The 15,602-nt window shown below is 61.5% G+C and carries 17 protein-coding genes and 3 pseudogenes; 10 read left to right on the top strand and 10 right to left on the bottom strand.

Annotation, left to right across the window (positions count from 1 at the left end):
* Positions 1 to 508 precede the first annotated feature (508 nt).
* The 3 genes and pseudogenes from EP867_RS14895 to EP867_RS14885 all read right to left on the bottom strand — a co-directional run bounded on the left by EP867_RS14895 (position 509) and on the right by EP867_RS14885 (position 2,426).
* Positions 509 to 976 (bottom strand): hypothetical protein, encoded by a 468-nt coding sequence (locus tag EP867_RS14895; RefSeq protein WP_128490280.1) that lies wholly within the window; start codon positions 974 to 976, stop codon positions 509 to 511.
* Between the two features lie 317 nt (positions 977 to 1,293).
* A pseudogene (locus EP867_RS14890) lies at positions 1,294 to 1,956 on the bottom strand (DUF932 domain-containing protein); the annotation flags it as partial.
* A gap of 101 nt (positions 1,957 to 2,057) precedes the next feature.
* Positions 2,058 to 2,426, bottom strand: coding sequence for a thermonuclease family protein (locus EP867_RS14885; RefSeq protein WP_128490279.1), 369 nt, complete (start codon positions 2,424 to 2,426; stop codon positions 2,058 to 2,060).
* A 216-nt stretch (positions 2,427 to 2,642) separates the two neighbouring features.
* On the opposite strand from EP867_RS14885, the gene EP867_RS14880 reads away from it, so the two are divergent.
* The 3 genes and pseudogenes from EP867_RS14880 to EP867_RS20535 all read left to right on the top strand — a co-directional run.
* On the top strand, positions 2,643 to 2,960 hold the full coding sequence (locus tag EP867_RS14880; RefSeq protein WP_128490278.1) for an H-NS histone family protein: 318 nt from the start codon (positions 2,643 to 2,645) through the stop codon (positions 2,958 to 2,960).
* Between the two features lie 53 nt (positions 2,961 to 3,013).
* Positions 3,014 to 3,433: a hypothetical protein gene (locus EP867_RS14875; RefSeq protein ID WP_128490277.1), complete on the top strand. Its 420-nt coding sequence runs from the start codon at positions 3,014 to 3,016 to the stop codon at positions 3,431 to 3,433.
* A gap of 358 nt (positions 3,434 to 3,791) precedes the next feature.
* A pseudogene (locus EP867_RS20535) lies at positions 3,792 to 4,121 on the top strand (helix-turn-helix domain-containing protein); the annotation flags it as partial.
* A 16-nt stretch (positions 4,122 to 4,137) separates the two neighbouring features.
* Here EP867_RS20535 and EP867_RS14865 read toward each other — a convergent pair.
* From EP867_RS14865 to EP867_RS14855, 3 genes are read right to left on the bottom strand one after another with little or no spacing between them, the layout of a single operon-like run.
* The gene (locus tag EP867_RS14865) at positions 4,138 to 5,178 is read right to left on the bottom strand and encodes a response regulator (protein WP_164888888.1); all 1,041 of its coding nucleotides are present in this window, start codon (positions 5,176 to 5,178) and stop codon (positions 4,138 to 4,140) included.
* Between the two features lie 10 nt (positions 5,179 to 5,188).
* Positions 5,189 to 6,982 carry a sensor histidine kinase gene (locus EP867_RS14860; RefSeq protein ID WP_128490275.1) on the bottom strand — a complete coding sequence of 598 codons (1,794 nt, stop codon included), beginning with the start codon at positions 6,980 to 6,982 and terminating at the stop codon, positions 5,189 to 5,191.
* On the bottom strand, positions 6,979 to 7,452 hold the full coding sequence (locus EP867_RS14855; RefSeq protein ID WP_241656926.1) for a molybdopterin-dependent oxidoreductase: 474 nt from the start codon (positions 7,450 to 7,452) through the stop codon (positions 6,979 to 6,981). The genes EP867_RS14860 and EP867_RS14855 overlap by 4 nt, the downstream gene beginning before the upstream one ends.
* Positions 7,453 to 7,615: 163 nt before the next feature.
* Between EP867_RS14855 and EP867_RS14850 the strand changes: the two genes are divergently transcribed.
* Genes EP867_RS14850 through EP867_RS14835 form a run of 4 tightly spaced genes read left to right on the top strand, consistent with a single transcriptional unit; the run spans position 7,616 to position 12,464 of the window.
* Positions 7,616 to 8,587 carry a hypothetical protein gene (locus tag EP867_RS14850; protein WP_128490273.1) on the top strand — a complete coding sequence of 324 codons (972 nt, stop codon included), beginning with the start codon at positions 7,616 to 7,618 and terminating at the stop codon, positions 8,585 to 8,587.
* Positions 8,584 to 11,139, top strand: coding sequence for a VWA domain-containing protein (locus EP867_RS14845; RefSeq protein ID WP_128490272.1), 2,556 nt, complete (start codon positions 8,584 to 8,586; stop codon positions 11,137 to 11,139). Before EP867_RS14850 ends, EP867_RS14845 begins: the two co-directional genes overlap by 4 nt.
* The gene (locus EP867_RS14840; RefSeq protein ID WP_128490271.1) at positions 11,136 to 11,954 is read left to right on the top strand and encodes an SH3 domain-containing protein; all 819 of its coding nucleotides are present in this window, start codon (positions 11,136 to 11,138) and stop codon (positions 11,952 to 11,954) included. The genes EP867_RS14845 and EP867_RS14840 overlap by 4 nt, the downstream gene beginning before the upstream one ends.
* Positions 11,955 to 11,996: 42 nt before the next feature.
* Positions 11,997 to 12,464, top strand: coding sequence for a hypothetical protein (locus EP867_RS14835; protein ID WP_128490270.1), 468 nt, complete (start codon positions 11,997 to 11,999; stop codon positions 12,462 to 12,464).
* A gap of 140 nt (positions 12,465 to 12,604) precedes the next feature.
* Here the strand turns inward: EP867_RS14835 and EP867_RS14830 are convergent, their stop codons facing one another.
* Positions 12,605 to 12,790 (bottom strand): hypothetical protein, encoded by a 186-nt coding sequence (locus EP867_RS14830; RefSeq protein WP_128490269.1) that lies wholly within the window; start codon positions 12,788 to 12,790, stop codon positions 12,605 to 12,607.
* On the opposite strand from EP867_RS14830, the gene EP867_RS14825 reads away from it, so the two are divergent.
* Genes EP867_RS14825 through EP867_RS14815 form a run of 3 tightly spaced genes read left to right on the top strand, consistent with a single transcriptional unit; the run spans position 12,789 to position 14,548 of the window.
* Positions 12,789 to 13,352, top strand: a complete 564-nt coding sequence (locus tag EP867_RS14825; RefSeq protein ID WP_128490268.1) for a hypothetical protein — start codon at positions 12,789 to 12,791, stop codon at positions 13,350 to 13,352. The genes EP867_RS14830 and EP867_RS14825 overlap by 2 nt on opposite strands.
* A 14-nt stretch (positions 13,353 to 13,366) precedes the next feature.
* The gene (locus EP867_RS14820; protein WP_128490267.1) at positions 13,367 to 13,900 is read left to right on the top strand and encodes a hypothetical protein; all 534 of its coding nucleotides are present in this window, start codon (positions 13,367 to 13,369) and stop codon (positions 13,898 to 13,900) included.
* Positions 13,901 to 14,548, top strand: a complete 648-nt coding sequence (locus EP867_RS14815) for a hypothetical protein (RefSeq protein ID WP_128490266.1) — start codon at positions 13,901 to 13,903, stop codon at positions 14,546 to 14,548.
* Here the strand turns inward: EP867_RS14815 and EP867_RS14810 are convergent.
* The 3 genes and pseudogenes from EP867_RS14810 to EP867_RS20065 form a co-directional block, all read right to left on the bottom strand.
* Positions 14,447 to 15,064, bottom strand: coding sequence for an OB-fold nucleic acid binding domain-containing protein (locus tag EP867_RS14810; protein ID WP_322099031.1), 618 nt, complete (start codon positions 15,062 to 15,064; stop codon positions 14,447 to 14,449). The genes EP867_RS14815 and EP867_RS14810 overlap by 102 nt on opposite strands.
* Positions 15,037 to 15,252: pseudogene (locus EP867_RS14805) on the bottom strand (transposase domain-containing protein); the annotation flags it as partial. The gene EP867_RS14810 and the pseudogene EP867_RS14805, both read right to left, overlap by 28 nt.
* The coding region (locus EP867_RS20065; RefSeq protein WP_206616347.1) for a hypothetical protein at positions 15,246 to 15,602 on the bottom strand (357 nt) is incomplete at its 5' end. The pseudogene EP867_RS14805 and the gene EP867_RS20065, both read right to left, overlap by 7 nt.

The following is a 15,602-nucleotide window of genomic DNA, read 5'->3' as shown; positions in this document are numbered from 1 at the left end:
GGCCGGACGGGCGTGGCTGAGGGGCCATATCCCTCAGACTGTGGTGCGGTTCGGGATCTCTCGCTCTCCCTCAAGGTCATTACAACCACCGCATAGGCTTCATAAGCCAGCCACCTGAATGATCCTAAGATCAGACGAGATGCACCCTTTCGGGCCGTTGCGCCGCAGGTATCTGCCTGCGATCAGTTTGTCTTTGGCCTCTGCCCCAGACGACGATCTGGACTCTGCGAAGCAGAAAGTGGGGCAATTTTAGCCACACCAAAATTCTTCTGACAAGGGCCATTCTGATAGCGAGCTACTATCGCCTTCGATAATTGAGTAGATTTGGAAATCTTCCCTGGCTAGTATTTGATACATGTAACGGTTTTTTTCCTTATCAAGCAGGATAAACATGACGGAGCTTAGTACGGAAGTGTCAGCACCCGAGGCCACATCTGCTGAGGCCGTCGCACCTGACAAGCCATTGAAAAAACGTGTACGGCGCCGCCGTGCGAAGGCGGGGAGGCCTTCAGTTGATACTGCTCAGTCGAAAAGGCCGACAGCAAAGGAGAAGGAAAATCCTTCTGATAGCGCCCGAGCCAAGAGTGTTGAGCGGCGCGTTTCGATTTCCGATCTTCCGCCCGACAGGCAGGCCGAGATCGCGGGGCGACGCTTGGCCGGCGCGGCACAGCGGAAACACATCTATCGCCCTCAGATCCCAGAGATCATGCAGGATATTGAACTTCACACCCATGAAATCGGACTTCTGTTCACGCGGGATTTTGCGGCTTGTAACGAGTACGCGGTGGCGATCGATTACGTGGCCCGGGAGCGCCTCACAGACCGAGCGGAATTCAATGCATACCTTCAGGAGTTCCAGGATGCGCTGGATGAGCTTTCGGAAACTCTGACCAAGCTGCACGGTCATTACGAGCAGATTTCCAATGGTGGGATGGCCAAGTCCCGCAAGCCGCATGTCGTTGAGGTTGGCATTCAATCAAACCGCTCGATGCAGCTTTTGGAGCTGTTTAAGTCCGCCGACGACATCATGAGGATGGTCCAGTTTTTGACGATCTATGGGGATCTTAAGCTCGAAGAGGCCAATAAATCCGCTCAGACTGCCCAGAATGCACTCGCCCGCTGTGTTAAAGCGCTGCGCAATGTGAAGCTCCGCTGCTTCCGCCGTATTGTCGAGACCGAAAGGCTCCGGCTGCCTGTGAAGAGCGACACCACCATAGAAGAGTTGACAAATGCGCGGCGGGTTGCTGCCGTTAAGACGGGTTCTGAGGTGAAGGCCACTCCTCGCAAACGTAGGACTAAGAAGCCTGCGCCGATCCTCGATCCGGCCGCACCCGTGACCGAGCCATTGCTGCCACCAGCAGAAACGTTATAGACCCCGGTCGACCAGTCGAGCGTGCCCGGCACCTTCCAACGGGTATCACCGGTGCCATTGCCCGCGATGCGCTGCACGGCCTCGACCAGCTCATGGTCATAGATCCGGCCATAATCCGGGCCGGTCACCGCGCGCAGCTCTGTCCTGCCGCCTTCGGTCTCGAAGGTCTTGATCTGCTCGGCGCGGTGACCCGAGAGGCCATACTGCAGATTGATCCCGGCCAGCGGCGCGGGCAGCTGGCGCAGATACGACGCCGGCGCACCAACCAGGCTGGCGAGTTGACCAAAGGCCCAATGGGTCGGTGCCAGCGGTGCATCCGCCTTCGGCAGGATCAGCTGCAGCCGTTCGGAATTGTCGCGACTGGCCTCGACATGGATCTTTGCCGTCTCGACGATCCGTGACGTGCTGCGCTCCGAGCGCGCCTTGACCGAGGCCCAGAGGTCGTCGAGCGAAAGATAACGCTCGTCGTCGGGCCGGTTGAACCATTCGGACGATACCCGGCCGTTGCGTTCACCCCGGCTGACATCCACCTTGTAGCCGCCGCGCACCGGGCGCGCGGGTTCCAGAATCTGCATGTTGTTCATGAAGGTCACTCCGCGACGGGCCGCCGGAGGCCTCTCCCCCAGCCCGGACCCGTCACGGTCAAACCACCCGCTCTCTCACTCTGGATCCGATAGGGCTGCCGTCACCAGTATCGGCCGCACAATCCTTCCCGGATCATCAGTGCGGCCAGGTCGCGTCCATCGGGCAAAGTGCAGCGACCGATGCTGCGATCATAGCTGGTGCGGCCGTTCAGGGCGCAGGTGAGGGACTGTCCGGCGATCAATTCTCGCAGCCCACGGGTCGCCACCTGACCTGCTTGTGTCTCGCGCTCGGCGCAGTCCAGCGACCCAAACCGGACCGGAACACCGACCACCTCGATCGTATCGCCATCACGAACGTGACTGACCGGCCCCTCGATCACGCGCAGCGCTGTGAGCTCGGGAATGGGTCCGAGAAGCTCGGGAAAACGCTCTACTACGAAAAATCCGACAGCCAGCGCACCGCCAGCCACTGCCAGAAGCTGGAGCAGACGATTGCCGCCGTCGCTTCGACGCCGATCTCCATAAGTTGACCGCCCCGCTCTGGGACGCCGAAATGGTCTTGGTTGTGATCTCCTGCTCATACCACAGCTTTAGGGCATGAAGGCTTGTCAGGCCATGTCCCGGCAAGAGGAATTGCCCACCACCGCGCCCTGCCCTATCAATGCTTCAGAACAAAGGGGACAATGATGACCGAAATCAACCTCGACGCATTTTCGCTGAGCGAACTGAAGCAGTTGGAAAAGTCAGTCACCAAGGCGATCGCCTCCTTTGAGGAGCGCCGTAGAGCCGAAGCCCGCGCGAAGGTCGATGAGCTGGCCCGCGAACTCGGCTATTCGTTCGAAGATCTTGCAGAAGCTGCGCCGAGCCGGAAGCGTTCTCCTTCGGTCGCGAAATATCGCCATCCCGGAAACCCGGACCTGACCTGGTCCGGGCGCGGACGCAAACCGGGCTGGATCGGCGAGGCTCTGGCCACAGGAAAATCGCTGGAAGATTTCGCGATCTGATCAACAGGGCGGGGCACGACAGGCCCTCGCTCGCATTGCGAGAGGAGGAAGCCATGCCCACCGACCTTGAGCGCAAGATTGCCTCTGTCATGTCCAAGCCCATGGCGCTGATCTGTGTTCGCAATACCTGTCTTGAAACCCTGCATGCGGGTCCCGGCGTCGTCAGCCATACCGGGGACTATTCCGATGTGATCGTGACCGATGCCAACGGCCGGGAGTTCCCATGGTCGGAGGTCTCCAGGATCAGCGATGACGAGATGGGCGAATTGATGCGCGAAATCGTCAATCGGCTCTACTCATTCCAGCTCCGGGTCGGTGAACAAGAGTTCCGCGACTACGTGGACCAACAGCTTACCTCGACGCAAAACTGGGATGAGCCTAGGCACAACTGGAATCTTGCAGGTCGAAGGCTGCGTGAGACGGACGGCGCTGATGCACCAGAAGCCCCGGCCACCAAAGGCACAGGAGCCTGACCGGCCCCCCGTCTAAGGGGCCAACGCGCCATCTTGCTCCCAACCCCCTGAAACCGATACACTCCTTTCAGGGACGCCACGCGTCGTCCCTGGGGCGTGGAAACCCCTGAACCCGTCGGTATTGACGTCGGCCGAAACGGCGCCGATTCCTTGACCATGCGGTCGGGGAGCCTGTGACGTATGTCCAGGCGCGCCGGTGCTAAAGGTCATAGGGACCGGACAGGTTCGGTTTTCCTCCCCGATCACCAGGGTGACAAGGATGGTTTGCGGGGGCGCACCGCAGCATTCGCTTCTGTTCGGTATAGGATAGGCCGAGTCGGGCGACGAATTCGACAACTTTGACAAACGCCTCGGTCGTAGACTGAAGGAACTGCGAACCAGCCGCCGCCTGTCACTCCCTGAGGTCGCGGCCGGGAGCGGCATCAGCTATCAGCAGCTGCAAAAATACGAGGCAGGACGAAACAGCCTTTCCGCCAGACGTCTAGCCAAGATTGCGATGCTATTTGATATGGACGCTCCTGCACTTTTGAATCCGCCTACGTCCAAAGATGATTGTACGTCGCTGTCAGACTCGGAATCCACACAGCGCAGAGGCGAACGGGCTCGACTTCTAAAGGCATATTTTGCGCTACTGCAAGATGTGAGGCAGGCTTTTCTGAAACTGCTTGAAGGAGCAGGAAAACATTGAGCAAACGTCCGGACGTTCACTCGGTGCCGCAGCGGTCTGTTCGATTGACCTCGGCAACAGGAAGCGATGACGCTTCCGATATCGCCGGGCAAGCGAAGAGGATACCGACCAGCGTCGCCTGCCGGTCTGCACCCGTCTTCTCGAATATGTTGCGCAGATGGAAGGCGACGGTGGTTGCAGAGACGCCGAGGGCGGTCGCAATGGCCGCCGGTTTGTCTCCACTGGCGAGAAGCAGCGCAATCCGGGCCTCGGTCGGGGTCAGGCCATAGAGCGCGGAAAGCGTCTCGGCGCGCGGCAGCGGCGGCTTCTGGCGGTCGCCGAGAAAGATCGCGATCCGGGCCGCGTGTCCATTCGCCTGAAACGGTACTCCGAGCAGAGAGAGGCTCCGCGCACCGTCCGGGCAGGGCAGGGCGAGCGGGCTGGCGCCGCTGTCCGACCCCTCCTGCGCGATCTGCTGCAGCCATGATCCGAGCTTGCGGTTTTCGCTGTCGTCGGCGGCGCTGAGCGCCCCTTCGGTGATGAGCGCGCCCGTATCTTGCAGGATGCCTCTGGCCATCGCATTCACGAAATGGACCCGGCGCGCGGCATCGGTCAGGATGACGCCGACCGCCAGCAGATCAAGAACCGCCAGCGCCTCGGGCCGGTCCGAAGCAGCCCATGGCAGGGGGATCGCCGTCTGCCTGGGCCAGAGGCGGATCTGGCGCAGGCGGGTCTCGACCGTGGCCAGCATCAGGTCATAGTCGATCGGTTTGACCAGATAGTCATCGGCACCAAGGCGCTTGCCCTCGATGATCTGTTCCCGTTCCGCCAGCGCGGTCAGGAAGACAAAGGGTGCCGCCGAATTGCTACCGCCCGCAGCCTTCACCGCTTGCAGCAACTCATGGCCATCCATCCCCGGCATCGAGATATCGCACAGGATCAGATCCGGCTGCACCTGCTCGAGCTGATCCAGAGCCTCGGCCCCGGTGCTGGCCTCGATCACGCCATAGCCCGCCTCGCGCAGTTCCTCGGCCAGATCACACAGCAGGTCGACCTCATCGTCGATGCAAAGGATCAACCCTTTACCGTCAGATCCTCGCATTGTGGCTCCTTTCCGGGTCGGTTGCGGGCAGGGTCAGCGCAAAGACCACCGCATCCGCGCCTTCATCCTCGGGCGGATCCAGCAAGGCCAGATCACCGCCTTGTAACCGCGCAAGGCTGCGCGCCATGTAGAGGCCAAGGCCGATGCCGCCGATCCCCTCGACCCCGCCGCCGCGATAGTAACGATCAAAGACATGCGGCCGGTCATTGGCGACGATCCGGCCCCGGTTTGTGACCTTGATCTGCACTTGCTCGTCCTGCGCGCGAATGGTGACGCGGATCGGCAGGCCCGCCCCGGTATACTTGCGGGCGTTGGTCAGAAGGTTGAGCAGGATATGCTCGATCTGGGTGGCATCTCCGGTGACATTGGCGGGCGTGGCCCCGGTTTCGATCTGGACCGGAGAGAGGCTTTGGCCCTCACGTGCGACAATGCCCTGCACAAGCTCCGAAATATCGAGCTGGTGCGCATCGTTGGTCATCTGGCCCGCGTCAAGGCGCGCGGCATCAAGGATGCTTTCCACCAGCCGCACCAGTTGCGCCACCGCACCGCGGGCGCGGGTGGCGCGTTCGCTGATCTCAGCCGGATCGGCGCTGGTGCCGCGCCGGATCAGGCGTTGCAGACCGGAATCAATCACCGCCAGCGGCGTGCGGAACTGATGCGAGACCATGGCTGCAAAGTTGCGGTAGATTTCAAGCGAGGCGCGTTCGCGGGTCAGGGCCGCGTCCAGCTCTTCTGTGCGGCGCGTGACCTCGGCCTCGAGATGGTCGCGGTGCCGGGCCAGTTCACGCTGTGCATCGTGGCGTTCGGTCACATCGGAAGCGATCAGCACCGCGCCGATCACCTGATCCTCAGACCGCAGCGGAAAGCCCATCAGGTCGACATAGACGGGCGGGCCGCCATTCGGCCCGAACACCGGCTGATCCAGCGACACGCGCGCCCGCCCGCCCATGATGTCGGAAAGCAGCGCCCCGACATGTTCGGTGGCGAAAAGACCGCTGATTTCGTCCGGCACCCGCGCAAGAGCATCACCCGCGCGGATGCCGAGCAGCTTTTCCATCACCTCATTCCACAGGGAACATTTCCCGGCCGCATCAAAAGCCACCACGCCGCGATCCCCGGCGCTGACCAACAGTTGCGAAAACGCCCGCTCGGCCTGCAATTGCGCGGCCCGGCGGTTCGAGGACCGAGCGGTCAGCACCAGCGTCAGGATCAGCACCGCGCCGGCCAGCGCAATCACCCCGAGCGAGAAACCGATCTGGCGCATCCGGCTGGCGGTCTCGTCCAACTGGGCGCCGATATCGTTCCATTCCGCCACCATCGCCCGGTTCGCCGCCCGCCCGAGCTGGCGCGTCAGTGGCTGGAGAACCTCTTGCAGCCGATCTTTTGCCGTAACTTCGCCCCGCAGCAGCTGGGCGATATCGGCCTCAAGCTGTGGTCCTGCGTCCTCCAGCGCTACCAGTGTTTCATCAAGCCCCAGATGCAGCATCCGCGAACGCTGCGGCTCATCCAATAGGATCCGCGCCGTGCTGAACCAGATATCAAGCTTCTCGTGCAGATCGGCCCTGTCGCCCATGCCGGCATGGGCCGTGGCCTCGGCCAACCGCAGATGCGCGGCTTCGGCGCGGGAGATTACCCAGAGCATATTCTGGGTGATCTCGATCCGCAGCGTGCTTTGCGCAACCGTAAGCTGCCGGTAGGAAAACGCCAGCACCGTCGCAAAGACGGCGATTGTCAAAAGCGGCAGGACAACCCCGAGCAGTTGGCGCGGGCGCCTGGTCAACGGATCTCGATCCGGTTCAACTGCCAGATCCAGCGGATGTCATAACGGATATCCTGCAATTCCTGATGCTGATCGCGGGGATAGACGATCCAGTAGGGCCCCTTGTCGCGTGGGCTGAGCCGCTCGCCGTTCATGCTATGGGCAAGGACCACGTCAAAGCGGTGGAAATCCTCCATCGGGATCTCGATCTCATAGCCATTCAGCGCGCCGAGGGTGACCACCTCTCCCTCCTCCCGCCGCAACAGGGCCAGCACATCGCGCATCAGGTGGCCCTCGAAATGCTGGATGCCTTCGGTCACAGCAGTGCTGGTGGACAGCTCATGCACCGGCAGTTCCATGATCGCATCGGCATAGAGCCCGCCCGAAACCACCCCGCCATCAAGCTCATAATAGATATCCTGGGCCTGTGACGGGCTGGCATGAAGGGACGATATGAGGAGGGCGGCTGCCACTATGCGAAGATCGAACAAGAGAGGGGTCCGCTGAAAAATTGCCGTTGAACGGGGGCAGGATAAGCCGTCCGGCCCAGACTGCCAAAGTTTTTCCGGCTTTTCCCCCTCTGAACGAACGGGGCGGGGGCGCGGAAAGCCCGTTAGGGTGCCACAATTCGAATGGGTAGGAGCAATTTTCCGGATGTGGGATTTCAGTATCAGCCAGGCCATCGGCCTGATGATGCGCACGCTGCCCTTTGTGGCTCTGCGCGCCGGCGTCTATTTCGGGATCACGCTGGCCTATATGCTGGCAACCGGCACCGGGATCGGGATCGGCTGGGGCGTCGGTGCCTTTGGCGACGATGATTTCCGCGCCCAGAGCATGGCCTGGGGCGGGATGATCGGTTTCGGCATCACCGGGGCGGTGATGTATTGGGTGCGCGAATATATCCTTTATATCGTCAAGGCCGGGCATATCGCCGTCATGGTCGAGTTGATGGGCGGTAAGTCCCTGCCCGAAGGGCGCGGCCAGATCGCCCATGCCACCACAGTCGTGAAAGAGCGTTTCGGTCAGGCCTCGCTGCTTTTCGCGCTGGATCAACTGGTCAAGGGCGTGATCCGCGCCGTCACCGGCATTGTGCGTGGGATCCTCGGTATCCTGCCCATTCCCTATGTCAAACAGTTGATGGGCGTGGTGCAGCCGTTTTTGCGGGTGGCGGTCGGCTTTGTCGATGAAATCATCCTCGCCCATGCGATCCGCACCGGATCGGCCGATGCCTGGGGTTCGGCGCGTGAGGCGCTGGTGCTTTATGGCCAGAACTGGAAGGTCATGCTGAAAAACGCCGCCTGGCTGACGCTGTTCACCTATGGGCTGGCGGCGGTGGTGTTCCTAGTCATGCTCGCGCCCGCAGCCGCTCTGGTCTATGCCATGCCCGGCGCCTGGTCTGCGGGCGGTTTCGTCTTTGCGCTGCTGTTCGCCTGGAGCGTGAAGGCCGCTTTCCTTGAGCCCTTTGCGGTGGCCTGCCTGTTGCAGGTCTGGGTCAAGGCCACCGATGGGCAGACCCCGGACCCGGAATGGGATGCCCGGCTTGAACAGATCTCCTCGCATTTCCGCAAATTGAAAGAGCGTGTCAGCACCCGTTTTGCCCGCGCACCGAAAGGAGCCCCCCAATGAAAACCTGGCTGACCGCCGCCACGCTCGCCCTCGGGTTGGCGCTGCCCGCGATGGCGCAAGAGCGCCCAAACACCATCCTCGTCCTCGATGCCTCCGGCTCAATGTGGGGGCAGATCGACGGGGTGAACAAGATCACCATCGCGCGTGATGTGGTGCGCGATTTTGTCGGCACCTTCCCGGCGGATCAGAACCTTGGCCTTGTCACCTATGGCCACCGCGAGCGCGGGCAATGTTCCGACATCCAGACGATGATAGACCCCGCCCCCGGCACCGGGGCGGAGATTGCCCGGATTGTCGACGGGCTGAACCCGCGCGGCATGACGCCGATGACTGATGCCGTGATCGCCGCCGCGCAGGCGCTGCGCCATACCGAACAGGCGGCGACCGTGATCCTGATCTCGGACGGGATCGAGACCTGCAACCCCGACCCCTGCGCCGCCGCCCGCGCGCTGAATGAAGCAGGCGTTGATTTCACCGCCCATGTCATCGGCTTTGACGTCAAGGGCGAGGCCGAGGCGCTGATGCAAATGCAATGCATCGCCGAAGAGACCGGCGGCCGCTTCCTCACCGCCGACAATGCCGCAGAGCTGACTGCGGCGCTGGAACAGGTCGCCGCGCCGACCGCTGGCCCCTTCACCTTCACCGCCCATCAAAGCCCCGAGCGGATGGGGCCAGAGCCTGTGTTCTTCTGGCCGAATGAGCCGCCTTCCGCCCCGCTGGTCGCGGGCGAGGTGTTTTGGCAGATCTCGGACAATGAGTTCAGCTTCGTGAGCGAGGCCACCGGCAACCCGCTGACGCTCGATCTGCCCTTTGGTGATTATGTGGTGACCGTCACCGCCGATGCCTGGGACCAGCCGGTCCAGACCGAAGGCACATTCGGCCCTGAAGGCCCGCGCAATCTGCATGTGATGTTCCCGCCCGCAGCACCTGCGCTGGCCGAACTGACCCTGCGCGCGGTGATGGACAGCGCCGACGGCCCGCTGATCGACACGCCATTCACCTGGGAATTCAGCCAGGATGGCGACAGCTTTGAATTCGACGGCAATCCCGGTGTGATGGAGGTTCGCGAAGGCAGCTGGACCATCACCGGCTATCATACCGCGCGGGAACAGCAGCAAAGCGTCGTGCTTGACCTCTCTGCCGGCCAGTCCCTGACGCAGGTGATGGTGTTCGAACCCCCTGCGGCGCCCCTGCCCGAGGTCAGCGTGACCGCTCCGGCGCAGGTGGTGGTCGGTGCCGCCTTCCCGGTTTCATGGACCATCGCGGGGGATATAAACCCGCGCGACTATGTCACCATCGTTCCGGCAGGTGCAAAGGCGGGCACCTATACCAATTACGACCGCCTGGAAGGCCAGTCCGAGGGCCGCCTGCGCGCCCCCGCAGAGCCAGGTCTCTATGAGGTTCGGCTTCAGACCGAAGCGCGCAACCCCGTCGTCCTCGCCACCACCCCCATCGAGGTGGTGGACGCCGCCGTCACCGTCTCTGCCCCGGCGCAGGTCGTGGTCGGCGCGGCTTTCCCCGTCACCTGGACGGCCGAAGGGCTGCACCCGCGTGATTATGTCACCATCGTGCCGATGGGGGCCGAGGACGGCGCCTATACCGATTATGACCGCATGGAAGGCCAGTCCGAGGGTCGCCTGCGCGCCCCGGCGGAACCCGGTCTCTATGAGGTGCGGCTCCAGCTGGATGAGAGTGGCCGTGTTCTGGCCCGCACTCCGGTAGAGGTGGTTGATGCGGCGGTCACCGTCTCGGCCCCGACGCAGGTTCCGGTCGGATCGGCCTTCACCGTCACTTGGACGGCCGAGGGTCTGCATCCGCGCGACTATGTCACCATCGTGCCGATGGGGGCCGAGGACAGCGCCTATACCAATTATGACCGCATGGAAGGCCAGACCGAGGGTCGTCTGCGCGCCCCTGCGGAACCCGGCCTTTATGAGGTGCGGCTGCAACTTGATGCCGGGGGCCGCGTTCTGGCCCGCACCCCGGTCGAGGTGACCGAGGGGCAGGTCACCCTCAGCGGTCCGGATCATCTGCGGGCGGGCAGCGAATTGACCGTGACCTGGACCGGCGCCATCCATCCGCGCGACTATGTCACCATCGTACCGGTCGGGACAAAAGATGGCGAGTATGGCAGTTATCGCCGCGTTGAGAACGCCACGCAGCGCAACATGACCGCACCGGAAGAGCCGGGCGCCTATGAAATCCGCTATCACCTCGAGATTGGCGACCGCGTCATGGCACGCCATCCGCTTGAGGTGCTGGCCGCCGACGCGGCGCTGGACGATGGCGCGGGACTTGTGGCACAGGCCAGCGCCAAACCGGGCGAAACCATCACTGTCAGCTGGACCGGCGGCAGCGACAGCGCAGATCAGCGTGTGGCGCTGGCGCGCGCCGATCAGGCCGATTTCAGCTGGATCAGCGCTACGAGCTCTGTGGAAGGCAATAGTCTTGACCTGACCCTGCCGGACAGCCCCGGAACCTATGAACTGCGCTTTCTTGACCTGACTGACAGAAAAGTGCTTGGCCGATCAATCATCGAGGTACAGCCATGACAACCCCAGAGGCCCGTTCAACCGTCTTCGTCGCATCGGTTCTTTTGACTCTTACAGCCGTAACTGCTGTAGCTGAAATCGACGGCCATGGCCCTGACGCCTGGCGCGTCACCGGGGTTTCGGCCAATGATCACCTGAATGCCCGCATGGGGCCGGGTACGAGCTATCCGGTGATCGACAGTTTTGGTCACAATGAGCGGGGATTGCACCAGGTGACCTGTGTGCCTTTCTACACGGCAGAATATTACCACCGCATGAGCCAGGCCCAGATCGAAGCCTTGCCAGCGCGCTGGTGTCTGATGCGCGATGCGACAATGAGCAAGGCCGGATGGGTGGCGCAGCGCTTCATCACCCCAGATGGAGTCGAGACATATGCACCCACCGCGCAACCATCGCCGCAACCCGAGCATGAACCCTATACCGCGCAAGCGGGGCTCGATCCGGTCGCGCAGGCCGTGGATCTGGTGCGTGAACTCTACGAACGTCAGTTTCAGTCCGAGAACAGCAATCTGCCCAGTGTGTTGGACACTGACGTGGCAAATCATTATTTTACCAGCGATATCGTGGCCCTGTTTGCGTCAGGTCGGATCGGCGCACATCCGATTTACGGCGCGCAGGATTTCAACGGCACAATCGGAGAGCCGACACCTGATCCCGACACCCCCATGCTGCGCGGCATGATCACCATCAACGTCGATTTTACCAACTTTGGGCGAAATCAACGCGTTGTTTACTATATTCGCCCGGACACAACGCGCCGGAACGCACCTTTACGCATTTTCCGGGTCGAACATGATGGCTGGTCCTATCCATGAAATCGGCGAACAGAAGCGCCAACTGGAGGCATCAAACCAAACATGCGTAACGCGCCTTCGCCTGGCCTTGTAATTCTGACTGTCTTTATCGGGCTACATGTCGCTGGCAGTGTTTTTGCTGAAACGCCGATACTGGATGATTTACCTCCCGGTAAAACAGGCGTGCTTGAATCGCCCGTCGGTACATATGAGTTTACGACGACCGTTTGTGGCATCTTTCTTGAGGACAACTTCGAGGATATCGAAATCATGGGCCCCGGGACGGCACCTGACGGTGAGAATTTCTACTTTGAGTTATCTTCCACCGGAAACTCAATGACCATCAGTATAGGATCAGGAGGACCATTTGACTCTTCGGATCGACAATTGCAGGCGGGACAGCATGTGTCAGAACCGTTCACCGTTGAGACTTCAGGAGAGTTCATATCAGTACCGCACATCACTCTTGTCGACGAAGTTGGCTGGCGCATCATTGGGGATGCCAGCTTGCGGATAAATTGTGGCGAGTGACACCGCTCAGGATCCGGAGTTGATGAGCTACACCCCATCTCTTGGACAAGATCTTGCCGAATTTAAGCTACTCTGTCCGTCATCGAATGATTTGGAACAGGCGGCCTAGTTCTGTAGCGGGTGGCTTGGGCTCATCGGTTTCAGGTTATGCTGCTTGACGCTGATGCTTCAAGCAGCGGTTCTGGATGGTTTGTTTGTCCGGCAACCTTTCTGGCCCATTGGGCCAGACCACCGATCACGGCAGAACCATCGATATGGCGGCCCTCCGCCAAATTAATCTGACCTTTGACGGCCTTCTGGCCGCCCCTTGAACGGATGACCTTCATGAACAGATTTCTGCCCGCCGCCCTGCTGGCCCTGATCGCCGCCCCCGCCTTCGCGCAGGATTTCGAACACATCGGCGAGATCCGCGCCAGCTTTCAGGGCGAGGATCTGAGCTTCGATACCATGGCCACCGAGCGGGACGGCAAAACCATGTCTACGGCGACGGTCGGGGACATCGGCGGCACGTCGGGTCTGCCCGCTGCCAGGGTATTGCAGATCACGGGCGCCCATATCGTGGACGGGCGCGAGGCCGGGTCGCTACACCTGACGCATTACTATGACGAGCATCCGCAGGATGGCGCCGCCTCGGTGATATGGCAAAGCTCCTCGGTCAGCTATTATCCCAACCGCAGCACCCCGCCGCTCTGGGAAATGAGCCCCGACACCCGCAGCAATGTGACATTCCGCTTCGACAGTTTCTATTTTGATGGCGAAACCGGGCATGTCAGTGCGACCTTCACCGGCCAGCTTTGCCGCAGCGATGTGCTGGGCGAGGAGGCCGATCCTGACGATTGCCATGAAATCAGCGGCAGTTTCGACACGCCCTTGAGCGGGCAGGATTGACGATGCGCCACGTGATGATTGCCGCTCTGATTGGTCTGCCACTGTTTGGGGCACCGCTGCGCGCCGATGTAATCGAGCTGTTCCCATCAGAATGTGACGCCTCGCCGCCGCTGGAGGATCTGGTCGGAAATTACCGGCTTTCGGTCTTTCCCGGCACCTTGACCGACGGTGTCCGATCCGTAAGTGCCTCGCATCACTCATCCCATGCGGTGAATTTCGTGCTGATGGGCGAGGATCTGGTCTTGCAGGACGCAAGCGGCGGCCCTTCGGTGAATTTCCGCTATGTCGGCCCGGATGAGCCGGATTGGCGCGGTGATGATGGCGAGGTCAGCATAGATGAACTGGCAGGGATTGTTGGCTGTGATGTGAACCGCTTGCCGCGCCTAATCGGCAGCGGACACACAGTTTCGGACGGCGTGCCGTTGACCTTTACCTATCGGCTGATGGTCTGGAACACGACGCCCGACAGCGCCGCCCTGATCGGCGGGATGGAATGGGCGAGCGGCGGTCTGAACATGAAGCGCCGGGTCATGATGGAGGCTCAGTAAATGATCAAACACCGCCTTTTGCGCGCGATCCTGTTCGCCGGGTTTCTCGGCGCGTCGACCGCCCCTGTATTTGCCCAAGCCGAGGGCCTGGGCTTGCCGGGGGATCATATCACCGGCTTCGTCGAGATCAGCATTGAGGATGCTGATGCCCTCGGCCTTGTGACCTTTTCCCGCACCATTGTCGCGCGGGAAGCCCCTGTTGGCACCGCCCCGGACGCGGCAGCCTTTCTTGAGAGTATGGCTGGCCGCGAGATCCACAGCGCCAGCTGGATTGCACCGGATCTCGCTGGGCTTGGCCCCGGCGCTATATTCGTGAGTATCGACGCCAGCGAAAACCCCGACCCGCGAAGCCCGGCCGCCGAGGTGGCGTTGGAATTCCAGCTCGGTCTGAACGACCCGTCGTTGCTGGATCGCGGTAGAAGCCTGCGTTTCCGACCAGAGACTGGTGGTCGCGGTCAGGAACAAAGGGCGCGCGATATCATGATTGAAATGACTGGTGTCTCGGTCAGGGACGACGGGACCAGTCTCGCGCTCAGCGGGAATTTTTCAGCTGATTTCATTGGCGGAGGTTCCGTCTCTGGAACGTTCAATATCGAGCAGGTCAGTGGCACACGTGAAATTGCAGCCATTTTGAACCGCCCGGAGTAAACTACGCGCCCTGCCCGCTGCCCGGGTCGGCCTGACGGTCTCCCCTGCCCTCTCGGTCTCGGCCCCAATCCGCAGCTGATACCCGATGGTGGAGAGGCGCGCTGACAGATCCTCGATAGCTTCCGCGATCAGATGGGTGACCTGTCCGTCGCGCTCGATCCGCCCCTTCACCCACAGAAGCCGCCCGGCGACCACGGCGGCGCGGAACGCCTCATAGACCCTCTTCCAGACCACCACATTTGCGGTGCCGGTCTCGTCTTCGAGCGTGAGAAAGACCACGCCGGAGGCGCTGCCGGGGCGCTGCCGGGTGATGACCAGCCCGGTCAGCAGCACCCGTCCGTTTGACGCTGCCAGGCGCTCCGCCGGCAGACATTCTGGCAGGTTCGGGCGCAGGATCTCCATCGGATGGGCACGGAGTGACAAGCGCAGCGCCAGATAGTCCTCGATGACCTCCTGGCCTAGGGTATCCGTCCGGTGTCGGTGCGGTTTCAGGCCTTCTCGGCCTGCCAGTTCCACGGCATGAGTTCATCGATGCGATTGATCTTGTGATCAGGCAAGCGCTGGAGGACCGATGTGAGCCATGCTTCGGGGTCGACGTTGTTCAGCTTGCATGTCTCCATGAGTGTGTAGGCGATTGCGGCAGCTTTGCCGCCACCGATTGACCCCATGAACAGATAATTCTTCCTTCCAAGGGCCATCACCCGTTCATTCTGCCCATGTCGGGGAAGAACGGGAAGTTCATTACCGTTGGCATCCCTATTTCGGCCTGAAAGTCAGTGTGCGGCGGGTGGAGCGGCGCGTGACGGGACAGTTTCTGAAAGTGGAAGGCCCGTCCGGCATTGTCGTCTCGATCGCTGGCTGGATGTTGGACCCCGTCGCCTGCGCCGAAATGAGCATTGGCAGTCCACAGGTTAATCTCGCAGCTTTGTCGGAACTCAGGAGGCTGATGACGCAGGTCCATGTTTTTGGACAATCTCCAAGCGAATGTGGAGGAGCTATGGTCGAAAGTTGGTGACGCTCGATCAGGCGGCGGTTTGAAGTTGACGGAGACCGT

Origin of the sequence: Falsigemmobacter intermedius, from assembly GCF_004054105.1 — a bacterium.
Classification (GTDB): domain Bacteria; phylum Pseudomonadota; class Alphaproteobacteria; order Rhodobacterales; family Rhodobacteraceae; genus Wagnerdoeblera; species Wagnerdoeblera intermedia.
Note: the sequence above shows the minus strand (reverse complement) of the source record. Positions and strands in the feature narration are given on the sequence as shown.